Below are 14124 nucleotides of genomic sequence, written 5' to 3'. Positions count from 1 at the left end.
CGCTCGACGAAAACGGCCTGCCGGTGGGTTACCTCTTCCACGAGGATTTCGAGATGGCGCCGCGAGTTGCTGCGCGGGAGATGTGCACTCGCGAAGATTTCCTGGTCCTCGACTGTCGCACGCCGGAGGAATGGGAGGTCTGCCGCGTGGACGGCTCGGTGCTGATCCCGCTGCACGAACTCGAATCACGTCTCGACGAGGTTGAGGACGCGCTTGCCGATCGCGGCATGAGCGAAGACGCCACGATCTGCGTGATCTGCCATCACGGCAACCGATCTGTCAAGGCCGCCCTGCTCCTGCAGCGGCACGGCTTCGCCGGCGCGAAGTCCGTCGTGGGCGGCATCGACCTCTGGGCGATGGACATCCAACCGGGGATGCCGCGGTACGAGCGGGAGAACGGCGTATGCAGGATCGTCGGGGCGTAGCGGCTGCTCACGCCGCGATCTCAGCCCGCGCCGTGAAGCGATATCATCCGTTCGTGTGTCCCGGTAGCTCAGCTGGACAGAGCAGCGGTCTTCTAAGGGCGGCTATGGACTTGTAGCCGTAGCCCAAAGTGTTGTAAACGCCCTGCGCCGTAGGGATTTCCGTTCGGTCCCCTTGTAGCCGTCAAGTACGGTTATGGAGGGACCGACCTTGCCAAGAGCCTTGGCAAGGATTTCGGAGGTCCGATATGGCGCGGCGTGTGTACCTGACGAACGGGGCGGTTGAGAAGTGCAAGGCGGAGGCGGCCAAAGCCGGGAAGCCGGTGGTGTTCACCGATGACAAGTTGAAGGGGTTCCTGTTGAAGGTGTCCGGGGAGTCGGCCACGTTCTACGTCCAACGCGACGTAGGCGGGAAGGCCGTCCGGGTGGCCCTGGGCCGCGTCGGTGGCAAGCGGACGGCCTCAGACTTCCGGGACTTGGCGGAGAAGGTCCGGGGCGAACTGGGCGACGCAAACAAGGCGGCCAAGGCCGGGGACGCGGCGGAGGCCGCCCGGATCGTCGCCCACGTCCGGGACCGGCTCGAACGCGACGGCGCACCCGCACGCCCCCAGGCCCGCGCCGACGCTCCTCAGGCCGCGCAGGTGGACGCGGACGGCCCGGAGCAAGCGCCCCAGGCCCCGGACGAATGGGAAGCGTTCACGCTCGCCCAGGCCATTGATGAACACGTCGCCAACATGAAGGCCCGGAACCGCGCCCGCTCGGTCGATCGGATGCGGGACGAAATGGCCCGCTACCTGGGCGAGTGGATGGAACGGCCAGTGGCGTCCCTGACCAAGCGGGAATGTATCGACCGACACCGGCGCATCACCCAGGACCACGGGCCGATCGTCGCCAACAAGGCATTTCGGATGCTCCGCGCCGTCTGGAACAGCGCGGCGGAGCGCTTCGACGCGGACGAACACGCGATGAACCCCGTTCGGAAGTTCCGCAAGGTGTGGAATGAAGAGGGGACGCGGAAGCCGATCGACTGGGCGGCGCTCCCGGAGTGGGCGGCCCGCGTCAATGGCGTTACGAACCCCGTTCGTCGGGATTGGCATTGGTTCGTTCTGTTGACGGGGCTTCGGAACGAGGATTCCCGGATGCTGCGCTGGGATGAAGTGAACCTGACCGACAAGCCGGGGTGGTACGTCAACGCCCAGGGGGAGCGGGTGGCGCTTCCGCCCAAGTCGATGCACCGGCCATGCCCGAAGGGCGGGGAGCGGAAAGCGTTCACGGTTCCCCTGTCCGCGCCCGTGGTCGAAATCCTGAAGCGCCGCAAGGCGGAGAATCCGTCCATCGTCGGCGACGATCAAGGGTGGGTGTTCCCGACGCGGGACAAGGAAGGCCGATTGGTCAACCTGCGCGAACCCAAGGAACAGGACTACATGAGGGATGCGGCGGGCAAGGTGGCCCGGTTCAGGCGGAACGTGGCGGGCGAATGGGTAAATGACCCGAAGGGGCAACCCCGCAAGTTCACGGCCATTGCCTCCGCCCACGTCCTGCGCCACACCTTCGCGTCAACCGCCGATGAAGAGGAAGTGGGCGTGTCGGAACGGGTGATGAAGGCGCTGATGAACCACACCCCCGACAGCGCCAACATGAACCACAGGTACAACCGGCCCAGCATGGACGCCATGCGGGCCGCAACGGAGAAGGTGGCGGGCTTCCTGATCCGCAAGGCGGGGACCGGTCCAGGGGCTACGAACCCGGCGGGCCGCATCGAACGGGAGGCCGCCGGACGCCCAAGCCGACAGGCCAGCGCGTAGAATGGTCCCAAACCCTGTCCCCGTGGCGCAACTGGATAGCGCTCCCGTCTTCTAAATGGGTGGTTGCTGGTTCGAGTCCAGCCGGGGACGTTTCAGACGGGGGCAACGTACACCATGAAATGGTCCAGGGTTGCGGTTGTCCCAGCCGCAATGTCCGCAGGGACGCCCAGCGCCCCCAGCCTTTGCATCAACGCGGCCAACTGCGCCGGAGTGACGGTGGACCCTTCATACATGCCCGTGCTGGTGTTTGAGAGGCCATAGGACGCGGCATTGTCTAGAGCAAGGGCATTGCGCAACTTGCTGCCGGTGTCCCCGTTGAAACTCACTCGGATGATGACTCGAAACATGGCGGCTCCCTTGGTGTTGGGCGGAGTGTACGCCAAGGGCGCTTGATTCACGTCCGAAGTCCGCGCCGCCCGATATCCCGGATTGTCACTCATCGACTGTAGACGGATCGGCGTCAAGCCGGGATCGTTGTCCCATTGTCGCGTGTCAACGCCAAAGCGATAGCGGATGCCTTCGGACTTGCCATCCGGGAGAAGCGCCACGCGCTGGACTTGTCCCAGGAAGAGTTGGCCGCCCGCTGTCGGCTCCATCGGACGTACCTTGCCGACGTTGAACGGGGAGAGCGGAACCCGTCGCTTGTCAGCATTGTTCGCATCGCTTCAGGCTTGGGCGTCCCGCCCAGCGCGCTCTTCTCCGCGATGGAGGCGCACCTGAAGCCCTGATGCCGAAAGTACCTGAATACAAGTCGATTCTACTGGACGCATCCAAGACGCTTGCGGGCTTCGCAGGCCGAACGCTGGACGTGTTGGAAGTGGCGCGCCCGCCGGACTTGGACTACGCGCTCCATCTGTCCAAGGTGGTGTCCAAACTCTCTCCGCTTGTCGGCAACATGATTGAGTACGGGGCGGTTTCGTACCTGAATGAGAAGGTGGCGCATCCGAAGGGGAAGTGGGAGCGCCAAGACCCCGGCTTCCCTGACACAATCTTCAGGGGATCGGTGACGCCAGCGCCGGGAATCGAGATCAAGACGTGGTTCCCGCTCGCTACCGAAATCACGGCGCGCTTCAAGGATTCAATCACACACTTTGCGGATGACCAAACGAACGTGGCCATGCTGGCATGGGTACCGGAGTTCATCATCTTCGGGCGGCCCCGCATCCTTGACGTGTGGATAGACACGGCGCGGAGTGTGGCGGAGGCGCGGGACAAACACTACCACAACCCGCCGGACTACTTGGTGTTTGAGCCGGAAGACACGTCCGCGCGTACGGCCAACCTTCAACAGACGAACACGAACGGCTACAAGTTCCAAGGCACGCCCGCCCAGTTCAAGGAAGCGGAACGAATCGTGGCATCCTGGGGGCGAAACGGGAAGACATTCTCCCATGATCCCGCGTACCAAGCGAAGTTGGCGGGCTTGCTGGGCAAGTTCAAGTATCGCTTGGATACGAACTTCGCCAAGATGGATCGCATCGAACACACGTCCCTTGAAGAGTTCAAACGCCGCGTACTCGGAATGACCTTCAAGGGGCGCACGGTTGCCCAATGGTCCCGCGTACTCGCCCAGGTGGAGGCGGCGGAGAACAAGGCCACGCTTCAAGCGCTCATCGCGGACAAGTCATTGGACGCGCCGGAAGTCTTCAACGGCGGTAGCGGGCCAGACGCGAAATAGCCAGCGCGTAGAACTCTTCATTGATTTCGGTGGCTTCGCATCGGCGGCCCAGGTGGTGCGAAGCAACGGCGGCGGTACAAAGGCCGCCGAACGGCTCCCACACCATATCACCCGGATCGGTTGTCATGCGGAGGGTGAGTTCCACTAGCGATAGTGGCTTCTGGTTGGAGTGAAGCGCCTTCATCCCATTCTTCACGCGCTCCGCGCCGCGTACCGCCGGTTCGCGCCATACGTTCGTGATCCCGTGTTCACAACGGAACTTGGCGCGCATCCGCTCCCATTCTTCCCCGGTCATTGAGCGCTTCCCGTCGATGGAGAAGTAGGGCCGCCCCTCCGGTTTCCCGTGTTTGTTGGCGTACTCCACAAGTTGGGTGAAGGCTTCCGCCGGTGGAAAGTACCACAGGTGGCATTGCGTGAAATACTTCCGAGTGGCCGCGTTGATGACCCCACACGCTTCATTGGTCTTGTAGAGCGGGAGGCCGGAACGCAACCACTCCGCGCGTAGCCATTCCTTCATCGGCGCATCTTGCCCGTCCACAGTGAAGCGGGCTTCGCGCGTGTAGTGGACACAGACTTCCGTAACGGCGGGGACGCGGCGGATGCTGGCCGTGTTGATGTTGCCCGCGATATGCGCGATGCCCTTATCCCAAACGCTCGCGCCCCGGTACTCCCACCCGTAGCGGGTCAGAACAGGATGCACGTTCGCCCAACCTACTTCAGTGTTCCAGAACCATAGCGTTGTGAGCGGGGTAGACCGCTTGGCCCATTCCGCGATATGGGGTTCGTACCACTCGCCCAGTTTGTCCGGCTTCGGAGGATCGCCCGGATACCCCGCCACTCCATAGGGGCCATCCGCGATGATCGCCACAGGTGAATCCCAGTCGGCGTAGTGGTCCTGGGCGTCCCCCTTGCTGATTCGCACCCCGTCCCGCTTGAATGAACGCGGGTGACGTTCCACCAGGCGGGTATCCAGGCCGGGCACAGAGTCCAAGGCCGTATCCCGCGTGTCCGGCTTCACTTCACCGATGAAGAGGCCGGGGGCATTGTCACTCATCGTCTTCATTGCCCGGAGCATAGCGGCCCTGTCCGGGGTTCGCAACCGGCGCGGCCCTGTGGATTGTCTACCCGTTCGCCCGCAAGCGCCGGACCAAGGGCGAGTCTTCGCCCAGGGTGGAGGCCAAAGCCTCCAGGCCCGCCACGGCGGCCAGCGCCGGGAGAAGCCGTCCAATGCGGCGCACGGCCCGCCGGACGGCTCCGGGGAATGCCTCATCGCCCGGCCCGGTGTACCGATGCGGGACGGCTTCGGCGGAGGCCGCGTAGAGGATGACGTGGTAGGCCGATGCGCCGCCCAGGAAGTCCCGGACGGCGGCCCGCACCTGGGCGGAGTGGTCGTCCCAGTCGCCCCCGGCCCGCTCCACCTGAAGCCGAACCGACTTCAGGGCGCGGCGGGCGACTTCCCGGCGCACGTCTTCCGCCACGGCCAAACCCCGCGCGGACCACAGTTGATGCTCGGTCTTCATACGAAACTGCCTCCCAGGTGGCGGTACTTCGCGCGGGCGTCGGCGGCGGCCTTCGCGCCGTATCTCCCCTCAAACGCCAGTTGCGCCGTGAAGTTGTGATTGGGGCTTCGGGGGTTGAAGCATGAATCATCCACGCGGGATACGAACCCCGCGCCAGGTGTCTTCGCGCCGCCGCCAATGCTCGGCGGGTACCAATGCGGGCGCTTGGCGCGAAGTTCACTGAACGCCCAGGTTTCGGCGCTCTGGCCGGGGACAGTGTTCGGCGCGTCCGGCTTGGTGTGAACGCGGCCCTTCTCATCGACGGTGAACAGGCCCCGCGCCATCGCCAACGCATCTTCCAAGTTCTCCGGCTTCATGCCCGACTTGGTGAAGGCTTCGGACAATGCGCGGTCAATACGGAATGCGTTCCACTCGCCCGCCACCTGTTCCGCACGCTTCAAGGCCGCGTCCCGCTCTTCCTGAATCGACTTTGTGCGTTCGGCCACGCGGGCTTCCTCATCGCCCAGGGACGCGAAGAGTGCATCGGGGGTGGCATCATCCGGGAGGCCGCGCGCCTTGTAGACGGACGCGCAGAACTCCCGGTGTTTGGACTTGGTGGCCGCGTGCGCGGCGCGCTCGGCTTCAAGCGCCTTGGTCAGTTTGGCGACGGACTCCGCCTCCGACGGGTTCGTACTGGGATTCTCTTCCGCCATCAGTTGGACTCCAGCGCCGACAGCGCCGCCTCCACCCGTGCGGCGGGGGAGTTTCCGCGCCCGACCAAGGAACCGAACCGCTTCTCCGTCACGTCGCCAGCGCGGACGATGACTTCCCGTAGCCGGTCCAGATTGGACCGGAACGCGGCCAGTTCGGGCGTGAACCGCCGTTCAGCGTCGGCGCGCAGATTGTCCGCTTCGGTTCGGGACAGGCCCGCCGCAAGCGGACTGGCCGACAGGATCGCGCCGACGGCTTCCGCGTCCCCGTCCTGAACGGCGGAGCGCAGCGCGGCCATTCGTTCGGCCTTGCCCATTGCGCGCAGCGCGGCCCGCACGTCCGATGCACGCTGGGAATCTGTGACCTGTAGACGCGCCGCCGGGATGCCCAGGGCGTTCGTGATTTCCTCATCGGCCTTTGCGCGATGCGCCCCGATGGACTCCAACGCCCCTTCAACCGCCTTCCGACATTCGCCCAGGGTGCGGGCGGCCAGCGTGCGGAGTCGGCGTTCCTGGGCGGGGTCGGCTTGCTGGGCCGTGGCCGCCTTTAGCGCCCGCTCGGCTTCGGACAGCGCACGCGACTTGGTGAAGACGGCTTCCATCGTCGCCCGCGCCTTGGTGAAGGCATCATGGAAGACGGGTGAACCGTCGGTGTTCGCGCCCAGGATGAAGCCGTCCCGGTGAACGTCGATCATTTCGGGAGTGACCGACATTGAAATGGACGTGTCGATTCGTTCGTTTGCCATAAACCCGCCCGTCCGCCACTAGCGGGCGGGAGGGTGATTCAGATTCGGAAACCCCGCCGTGGTATGCCCACCACGGCGGAGAGAGGAGCACCACGGGGATGCCAACCGCGATGCGAAACCATACCGCCGTCGTCAAACGGCGGGATCGAAGTGGCGGGAGCGCGCCGCCAGTGAAGCCGGAAGGCCAAGGGATGCACGGATTGGGCCGCCGCACAGGAAGTAGACGGACAGCGCGGCCCAGGTTTCATCGTCGATGACTTCAACCACACAGGGACAGGTACACGGATCGTCCGGCGGCTCCGCGCCCACGTCGCGCCACTCGCCACAATGCCAGCATCGCCCCCAACCACAGGCCGCCGCCACGCTGCGCACCTTGGCGCGCTTTGCCTTGGCCGCCGGGACGAAATGCTCCGGGCCGACACGCGCCCCGCCCGCCGCCTGAATGGCCGCGATGACGGCCAAGGCCGTTGGCTTGGGCATCAAGTCGGAGTCGATGATCTTCTCCGCAATGGTTGTGGCCTCTTCCGGTTGCATCATTAGTATTCTACGTTGCTCGGAAATACTGACAAGTACGAACTATCTTGTAAAACTATGTAGCCTTATGTATCCGTATGAAACTGCGTGCGTTCAGCGTTGCGGCGCTGCGCGTATGCGTTCCAGTCTTCGGGCCGGATCGGGAGCGGTTCCACGATGATCGGCCCGCCTCCAGTGGTTTCAACGAAGCGCAGTTGGCACAGTTGATCCAGTTCGGCCCGCTCATCTGGTGTGATCGCGCCCGCGTTGGCCTTCAGGTTCAGGAAGGCCACGCGCCTTTGGTGGTCGCTTGCGTTCATTGGTCGGAATCTCCAGGGGGAAGCGCGCGGCGCGCGTCTTCAATCTTGGTGAGAAGTCGGAACAGTTCGGCTTGCTCGCCCGGCTCCAGCGCCGCTACGGAGTCCATATCTACAACGTACCCGCCGGGTGCGTTGCCCAATGACAGGTGGGCGTGCGCGTGATTCACCTGTCCGGCCACGTCCAGTTTGCGGCGCTCCGCGTAGGTGTCGGGATCGTGCGCGGCCAACAGTTTCAACAGCGCGTGAAGTTTGTTGCGCCGATCAATCCGCGTGCGCTTCAGTCGGCCCTTATCGTCGAAGTCCTGGGTAACGTCGCCCGGCCCAAGGGCTATCTGTTCCACCTCATCTTGGAGATTCTCCAAGAGCCGGTCCCGCCGTTCCTGGGCCGCGTTATCCAAGAGCGCGGCCAAGTCCGAACGCTTGGCGAGGAACTCATTCAACGTGGCGCGGCGCGAGGGGCGTTCGCACACTCCGCCCAGGCCGCCACGGTCGATGACGGTTTCGCCCTGTGCGAAGACCGTATAGACGGCGGGCCAACCGCCACGGCGCGCGGCCTCCAACAGTCGATCGAACATGCTGGAACTGACCGGGCATCCGCGCGAAGGCATGGGCGGGAGGCCGTTCGGATCAAGGGGTGTGGGTGGTTTCGTACTCATGGCTATTGGTTTGCGACTACTAACAAGTTGCGATGATCGAAATGGTGCCCGGCGCTGGGGTGGAGGGGTACCTAGGTCCGAGAATCTGCGATTTCTCGGACCACCCCCTCATAACCACTGCAGACCTCCCAGACCTCCCATCTTCACAGGTGGTGGTCCGAGAACGATGGTCGGTGGTCGGAGCCGGGAAGTAACAGGCGGAAGGGATACGCCCCTGGGGCCACGGGAAGGCGGTTCCTAGCGGACCAAGGGGCGTTGGCAAGGATTCGGCGGCCCTTGGCAAGGGTGGTCTAGGGTGCGATAACCAAGGGTCACGGGCGCGCGAGGGGTTATCGGATGCGGCGCGGCTTGCGCGGCATGGACGCCCAAGCCGGGGCGGAGCCGTCCATCCCCTGTCCATCCTCCGTCCATGCCCAGGGGTGGACGCGGATTCGGCCTTCCTGAAGTCCCAGAGGCCATTTCTACTACTGTCCACCCTGTCCACCCCTATTTCATCAAAGGAATAGACAGGTAGGGGTATAGCACAGGCCGCTAGCCCCTCTGGGGAAGTGGGGTGGTCCAGGACGGACAGGGTGGACAGGGGGTCGAAATCGGCGTTCCTGAAGCCCCAGGGGCGATTTCCCGTCCACCCCTGGGCGTCCAGCCCTGGGCGGAGGCATGGACGGCTAGAAGGCATCGGACACCCCCTCCCAACGCCCTTCCACACAGTTCAGGACCACGGGCCGTTCCCGCTCGCCAGCGTTGCCTTTGACGTAGCAACACTCCCGCCGTCCATCATCGAACCGCCGACGGCTCCGCTCCCAGCCCAGCATCCGCATGGCCTCCCCCAGGCGGTTCATATCTTCCTGCGTCCGCGTGCCGACGTCGGCCTTGCCGACGATCGACCAAGCGTCCTGGGCGCGGAGTTTGCCCACCAAGCCCGCCAGAGCCGGTTCCAGGGCTTCCATGAACGGGTCTTCCTGTCGGCGGGCGTCCTGGGCCTCCGCCGCGTGCGGGTAGAGGGACGGGTCCAGGCGGATCGACACTCCGTCGGCCTCCAGGCGGGCGGCCTCTGCCCAGAGTTGATCGCGCACCTTGGCAAGCCCGGCCACGTCCAGCGCCCCGCATCGGATCGGCCAGTACCGCCGGTTCCCTGTGGTGTCCTTCAGGTACCGTTCACTGTTCGTGGTCCCGAAGATGACACACTGGCGCGCCAGTTCTACAGGCTCCCGCCCGTAGGCCATGCGCGCCCGGTCCACTTGACGTGATAGCGCCGACTTCAGCGCGTCGGCCTCCGCCTTCCTCATGCCCTTCAGTTCGCCCGCCTCAACGATCCACTTCCCCTTCACGGCTTCAATGAACCGCTTGGCGTCCCCGTCCAACGGAAGATCATCGGTGAACCACGATTCATCGGGGCAAAGCGTGCGGAGAAGCGAAGACTTCCCGCCGCCCTGTGGTCCCTCCAGGACCGGCATTTCATCGAACTTGCACCCTGGGGACAGGATGCGGCGCACGGCGGCCACCAAGGGCAAGCGGGACACGGCGCGGACGTAGGGCGTATCTTCAGCGCCCGCGTAGTCGATCAACCACGTTTCAACGCGGGGCGTTCCATCCCAGGTGTCGGCGACTTCCTCCAGGTACGAACGCACGGGATGCCGACGGTTGGAAATGGCGTAGTCGGACACAACGTCATGGAAGAACTCTTTCCCGGTTCGGAGCCGGTGGACTTCCTGGGCGTTGATCCACAAGCGGACTACGGCGCGGTCGTCAAGGTGTGGTCCGAACCCCGTCAAGCCTTCAATGAACTTCCGATCGGCGAACTCATCCCACCAGAGGCGCACGTCCTGTTTGCGGATGGACACGCGGATATTGTGGGGCGACGGGAACGGGTTCCCCTTGTCGTCACACTGGAAATCGGCGGCCTCTTCATCAACGGCGGCGCGGGCGCGTTCCACCTGACGCGCGGCGTAGCGCGCGGCCCCGTTCCCCTTCTCCCGCACACTCTCCGCTATGCGGAACTCCGGGTGCTGGAGTACGCCCAGGATCGTTGCATCGTCCAGGCCGGCGCGGACAAGTTCGCACGCGACGTAGAAGACCGCTTCGGATCGGGAAGGGAAGTGGTTCGGTTCGTCGGGGTTGCACCCGTTGACGATCAACACTTTGAGCCTGTCCGAAACCCGCTCGCCCAGGTCGTCAACGTGCGCGATGCTGCGCGCGCTGGCCGCGTCCACCTTGGGCGTCGGGGCCTGTCCGTCCACCTGGGCCTTCGGGAAAGCGGACAACGGATAGACCCGATCGGCGTGCCACTCAACCACGGCGGCCAGAGCGGGAACGCGGCCCTTCTTCACCTTGCCAGCGTCGGGAAGGTTGACGGTGAACGGAAGACGCATGATGCGCGAAACGTCATGGCAAGTATCCCCGCCCAACGCCCGCTCTATCGCAAGGTTGTAGAGCGCCGCGTCTTCAGCGCGGGCCAAGTCCCCGTCAATGATGATCGGTTCCGACAGCGCCCAGTACGCTGCGAACCCGCCGCCGGTGGACACGATGACCGACGGGGCGGGAAGCCCCGTCGGATCGCGCAGTAGTTCCAGGATTCGGGATCGCTCCGCCTCCAGGTCTTCACCCTTGCGGGGGTCTACGTCAACGTGCAACCAATGCACGGCGCGGACTTCCGCCCGGCTCATCTTCTCCGTTGGCGTACCGATCGGTTCGGCGACGGAGAAGTAGAGATTGGCGGGCATCTTCGCGCACGCTTCCGCCCAAGTGAGGAAGTCGGCGCGCTGGTTCGGCCCGAAGGTGGCCGTAGGAATCTGGCGCTTGTCCAGCGTGATTCCCGTTATGGTGCGGGGCCGCCTGGGGTGGAAACGATCAAGGAACGCCCAGGCATGGGAGTAGTTGGCGTGGCATCCGGGGTCCATGTTTAGCGGCCTTCCCCAGTGCGGCGGGCCGCCATGAACTTGTCCAGGTCGGTGCGCTTGTAGCGGACAGCGCCGCCACGGGAGCCGGACACCTTGGAGTAGTTGGGGCCGCCGCCGTCACTTCGGGCCTTGGCCAACCAATCCTGACTCATGCCCAGGTAGACCGACGCTTGCGCGCTGTCCAGGTATTCAGGGGTGACGATGCCCCGGCGCTGGATTTCGGCGAGAACGATCGACGCGACTTCACGCGCGAACTCGGCGGGGAGCGCCCCGCCGGATGATGCAATAGACATGACGGACGCTCCCAGGGGGCGCGGGCCGTCAACGAATCGGGGCCGTCGTTACGCTGGACGGTGGAACCCTGAACGGACGAACGCGCCGGGTTGGGGCAGTTCGCGGTTCCTCATTCATCATTCAGGGCTTCAGAATCCGCAGTCCGTCATTCGCAGTTCATCATTCAGACCCCGGCCCGGTTTCCGCCTGAAGGCGGGTGACGGCTCATCTTGGGGGCCACAAGTATTCTACGCACCCCGGAAACCCTCGCCAAGGAAAGAGGGTTCCCGGCCTCTGGGGGTCCGGTTGTGCGGGATGATCCTTGCCAGAATCCTTGCCAAGGTGGAGAAGCGTTGGAAAGTGGCCGATTTCCCGTGTATTCTGTGCGTATCCCTACGGCCTTCTAAATCGCAGGTCGGAGGTTCGAGTCCTCCCCGGGACGTTGCGGCCGGACGCGAGCGCCGGGCGGCGAGCGTGAAGACGGCGCGTCTGCGGATCGCGACGAGCCTTGCGCCTCGACTGTCCGCAACGTCGTGGCGGCATCGCGCATGCCGGACCCTCAGCGTGCAGCGGTCGTACCCGGTTCGTATCACTCCACCGCGCTGGCAGCACGACGGGCTTCGTCGAGCATGGAGAGATAGTGCTCGGGTGCGCTCTCGAACTGCGCCCGGCAGTCCTCGCAGCAGACCCGCACCAGGCGGTTGCGGTAGATGATGTTGATCGATACGTCCTTCCTGTCGAGCGTCATCGGTGCGCCGGTCACGATGCACTTATCCGTGGGGTAGTCGGGAAGTTGTGCAGCGGTCAGTTCGGCGTCGATCTTTGCGAACAGTTCGGCCTTCGCGGACTCGAACCGGTCGGGGCAGTCCTCGCAGCAGAACCGCACCTCGCGTCCGTCGATCTCACACACGACCGCATTTTCCCCCAGCGTCCGTCCGGAGACCGGGCAACGCTTGAGCGGGTACGGGTCGCTCGCGCGCTCGTGCGTTGGCGCACTCGAGCATGAAGCCGCGAGTGGAAGCACGAGCATGAGAACGGAGAGCGTGATGCGCGCGTGGTCGATCGTGGCCATGGCAGTTCTCCCGGAAAGGGTGATGGGAACGATCGTAAAACCAAGCCGCGCCATTCCGGCGCGCGACGAGCCGCACAACGGAAGAAACAGGGCAGATCGCGGAAACTGTGGCCCACGGTGGCTAGCGATCGCCCGCCGCGTTCGTGCCTGGCCCTCAGGAAGCGGCCTCGGACTCGTCCGCACGCAGCGAGCGGATGATCGAACCGGACAGGGCGCCGTCAACCGTTCGTGTCAGGTCGAGTTCGAGAGCCTGCCCGGTCCTGATGCTGAACGGCTCGTCCTCGCCGCAACCCGCCAGGATCTCTGCCAGGGACTCCAGTTGCGGATTGTGCCCGACAACGGCCAGCGAGCGTGCGTCGGCATGAGCCTTGATGAGTTGCAGCACGTCGTCGGCAGGCCGACCCGTTTCGAGCGCGGGTTCGACCAGCAGAGGACAGGTGAGACAATCCTGGATGATGCGTGCTGTCTCGACGGCGCGCAGCAAGCCCGACGACAGGATCAGCACGGGTGGGGCGTCGGATTCCCGCATCCGCTCTCCGAGCCATCGGGCCTGCATTCGGCCCCGGTCGCGGAGGAGGCGGTGCTCGTCGCTGCACGTGGGCGAATCCTGCTCGGCCTTGCCGTGGCGGATGATCCAGAGTCTCATGGCCGGCTCTCGCTACGGGGTGCGCATGCGGGGCTGGGCGGCCCAGTGGAGTTTCTCGATCACGGTCGCCCAGAAGCTGCCGTCCGGATTGCGGACGAAGCGCACGCCGCGCCCGTTGCGGGCGAGGATGACACGCTCGCCCGCAGCCAGCGAAGTCTGCACTTGGCCGTCGAGGACGAGCGTGGTGCCGTTGCCTCTGGCGTCGTAGTTCACGCGCAACGCGGCGATCTCGACGCATGCCGAGTCGGGCACGACGATGGGACGGAAGGAGAGCGTGTGGGCGGCGATTGGCGTGATGGCGAACGCGCCGACCCCCGGCGCGACGATCGGCCCGCCCGCCGAGACGTTGTACGCAGTCGAGCCGGTGGGCGTGGAGACGATGAGGCCGTCGCCCGAGACGATCGGGCCGGGCCGCCCGTCGATGCTGAGGGCCAGCTCGATCATGCGGTAGGGCGGGCCGGCGGTGATGGCGCACTCGTTGAGCGCAAGCCCTTCGAAGCGGGTCGAGCCATCGGGGGCACGCACCGAGGCGTGGAGGAGGGCCAGTTCGTGCAGGCGCAGCGGGGCGTCGCCGAAGAGCGACGCGGCGTGTGAAGCGAGGGAGGCGAGATCAAACTCGGCCATGAAGCCGAGGCGGCCGAGGTTCACGCCGAGGAGGGGAACGCCATGCATCACAGTGCGTCGAGCCATCGAGAGCAAGGTGCCGTCGCCGCCGAGGACGACGAGCAGGTCCGCGCCCCTGCCGTCGAGCGACGTGGCGTGGTCGTTGGCATCCGCCACGCCCACGAGTCGGCCGAATCGCTCGATGAGCGGGCGCACCTGCGTTGCCGCCCGTGTCGATTCGGCGTCGTCGTGCCTGTAGGCGAGCAGCGCGGCGCGGGGCATGA

General features: G+C 65.1%; 17 protein-coding genes and 1 tRNA gene. 5 read left to right on the top strand and 13 right to left on the bottom strand.

Annotated elements, in window-relative coordinates; all coding sequences use genetic code 11:
- Window positions 1-53 precede the first annotated feature (53 nt).
- The 3 genes from FBT69_12620 to FBT69_12610 all read left to right on the top strand — a co-directional run bounded on the left by FBT69_12620 (window position 54) and on the right by FBT69_12610 (window position 2317).
- Entirely contained in the window at window positions 54-425 is a 372-nt protein-coding gene (locus FBT69_12620; protein MDL1905635.1) for a sulfurtransferase, read from the top strand.
- 245 nt (window positions 426-670) lie between these two features.
- Window positions 671-2227, top strand: a complete 1557-nt coding sequence (locus FBT69_12615; GenBank protein MDL1905634.1) for a hypothetical protein — start codon at window positions 671-673, stop codon at window positions 2225-2227.
- 16 nt (window positions 2228-2243) lie between these two features.
- A tRNA-Arg gene (locus FBT69_12610) sits at window positions 2244-2317 on the top strand.
- Window positions 2318-2319: 2 nt separating this feature from the next.
- Here the strand turns inward: FBT69_12610 and FBT69_12605 are convergent.
- A complete protein-coding gene (locus FBT69_12605) occupies window positions 2320-2574 on the bottom strand; it encodes a hypothetical protein (protein MDL1905633.1) in 255 nt (84 codons plus the stop codon).
- 135 nt (window positions 2575-2709) lie between these two features.
- Here FBT69_12605 and FBT69_12600 point away from each other — a divergent pair, with 135 nt between their 5' ends.
- Both FBT69_12600 and FBT69_12595 read left to right on the top strand, forming a co-directional pair.
- Complete coding sequence (locus FBT69_12600; protein MDL1905632.1) at window positions 2710-2955, top strand: helix-turn-helix transcriptional regulator; 246 nt, start codon at window positions 2710-2712, stop codon at window positions 2953-2955.
- Entirely contained in the window at window positions 2955-3905 is a 951-nt protein-coding gene (locus tag FBT69_12595; GenBank protein ID MDL1905631.1) for a hypothetical protein, read from the top strand. Before FBT69_12600 ends, FBT69_12595 begins: the two co-directional genes overlap by 1 nt.
- On the opposite strand, the gene FBT69_12590 is transcribed toward FBT69_12595, so the two are convergent.
- The 12 genes from FBT69_12590 to FBT69_12535 all read right to left on the bottom strand — a co-directional run bounded on the left by FBT69_12590 (window position 3874) and on the right by FBT69_12535 (window position 14122).
- Window positions 3874-4959, bottom strand: a complete 1086-nt coding sequence (locus tag FBT69_12590) for a site-specific DNA-methyltransferase (protein ID MDL1905630.1) — start codon at window positions 4957-4959, stop codon at window positions 3874-3876. The genes FBT69_12595 and FBT69_12590 overlap by 32 nt on opposite strands.
- Window positions 4960-5026: 67 nt before the next feature.
- Window positions 5027-5425, bottom strand: coding sequence for a hypothetical protein (locus FBT69_12585; GenBank protein MDL1905629.1), 399 nt, complete (start codon window positions 5423-5425; stop codon window positions 5027-5029).
- Window positions 5422-6117: a hypothetical protein gene (locus FBT69_12580; protein ID MDL1905628.1), complete on the bottom strand. Its 696-nt coding sequence runs from the start codon at window positions 6115-6117 to the stop codon at window positions 5422-5424. Before FBT69_12580 ends, FBT69_12585 begins: the two co-directional genes overlap by 4 nt.
- Complete coding sequence (locus tag FBT69_12575; protein MDL1905627.1) at window positions 6117-6809, bottom strand: hypothetical protein; 693 nt, start codon at window positions 6807-6809, stop codon at window positions 6117-6119. The genes FBT69_12580 and FBT69_12575 overlap by 1 nt, the downstream gene beginning before the upstream one ends.
- Window positions 6810-6992: 183 nt before the next feature.
- Window positions 6993-7397, bottom strand: coding sequence for a hypothetical protein (locus FBT69_12570; protein ID MDL1905626.1), 405 nt, complete (start codon window positions 7395-7397; stop codon window positions 6993-6995).
- A gap of 62 nt (window positions 7398-7459) precedes the next feature.
- On the bottom strand, window positions 7460-7693 hold the full coding sequence (locus tag FBT69_12565) for a hypothetical protein (protein MDL1905625.1): 234 nt from the start codon (window positions 7691-7693) through the stop codon (window positions 7460-7462).
- Window positions 7690-8268: a hypothetical protein gene (locus tag FBT69_12560; GenBank protein MDL1905624.1), complete on the bottom strand. Its 579-nt coding sequence runs from the start codon at window positions 8266-8268 to the stop codon at window positions 7690-7692. The genes FBT69_12565 and FBT69_12560 overlap by 4 nt, the downstream gene beginning before the upstream one ends.
- A 746-nt stretch (window positions 8269-9014) precedes the next feature.
- Complete coding sequence (locus FBT69_12555; GenBank protein ID MDL1905623.1) at window positions 9015-11246, bottom strand: hypothetical protein; 2232 nt, start codon at window positions 11244-11246, stop codon at window positions 9015-9017.
- Between the two features lie 2 nt (window positions 11247-11248).
- A complete protein-coding gene (locus tag FBT69_12550; protein ID MDL1905622.1) occupies window positions 11249-11539 on the bottom strand; it encodes a helix-turn-helix domain-containing protein in 291 nt (96 codons plus the stop codon).
- 569 nt (window positions 11540-12108) lie between these two features.
- Window positions 12109-12591, bottom strand: a complete 483-nt coding sequence (locus FBT69_12545; protein MDL1905621.1) for a hypothetical protein — start codon at window positions 12589-12591, stop codon at window positions 12109-12111.
- Window positions 12592-12745: 154 nt separating this feature from the next.
- On the bottom strand, window positions 12746-13237 hold the full coding sequence (locus tag FBT69_12540) for a hypothetical protein (protein ID MDL1905620.1): 492 nt from the start codon (window positions 13235-13237) through the stop codon (window positions 12746-12748).
- Window positions 13238-13249: 12 nt separating this feature from the next.
- Complete coding sequence (locus FBT69_12535; GenBank protein ID MDL1905619.1) at window positions 13250-14122, bottom strand: NAD(+)/NADH kinase; 873 nt, start codon at window positions 14120-14122, stop codon at window positions 13250-13252.
- Window positions 14123-14124 lie beyond the last annotated feature (2 nt).

This window comes from Synechococcales cyanobacterium CNB (assembly GCA_030263455.1).
Classification (GTDB): Bacteria; Planctomycetota; Phycisphaerae; order Phycisphaerales; family UBA1924; genus CAADGN01.
This window is presented reverse-complemented; position numbering and strand designations above follow the sequence as displayed.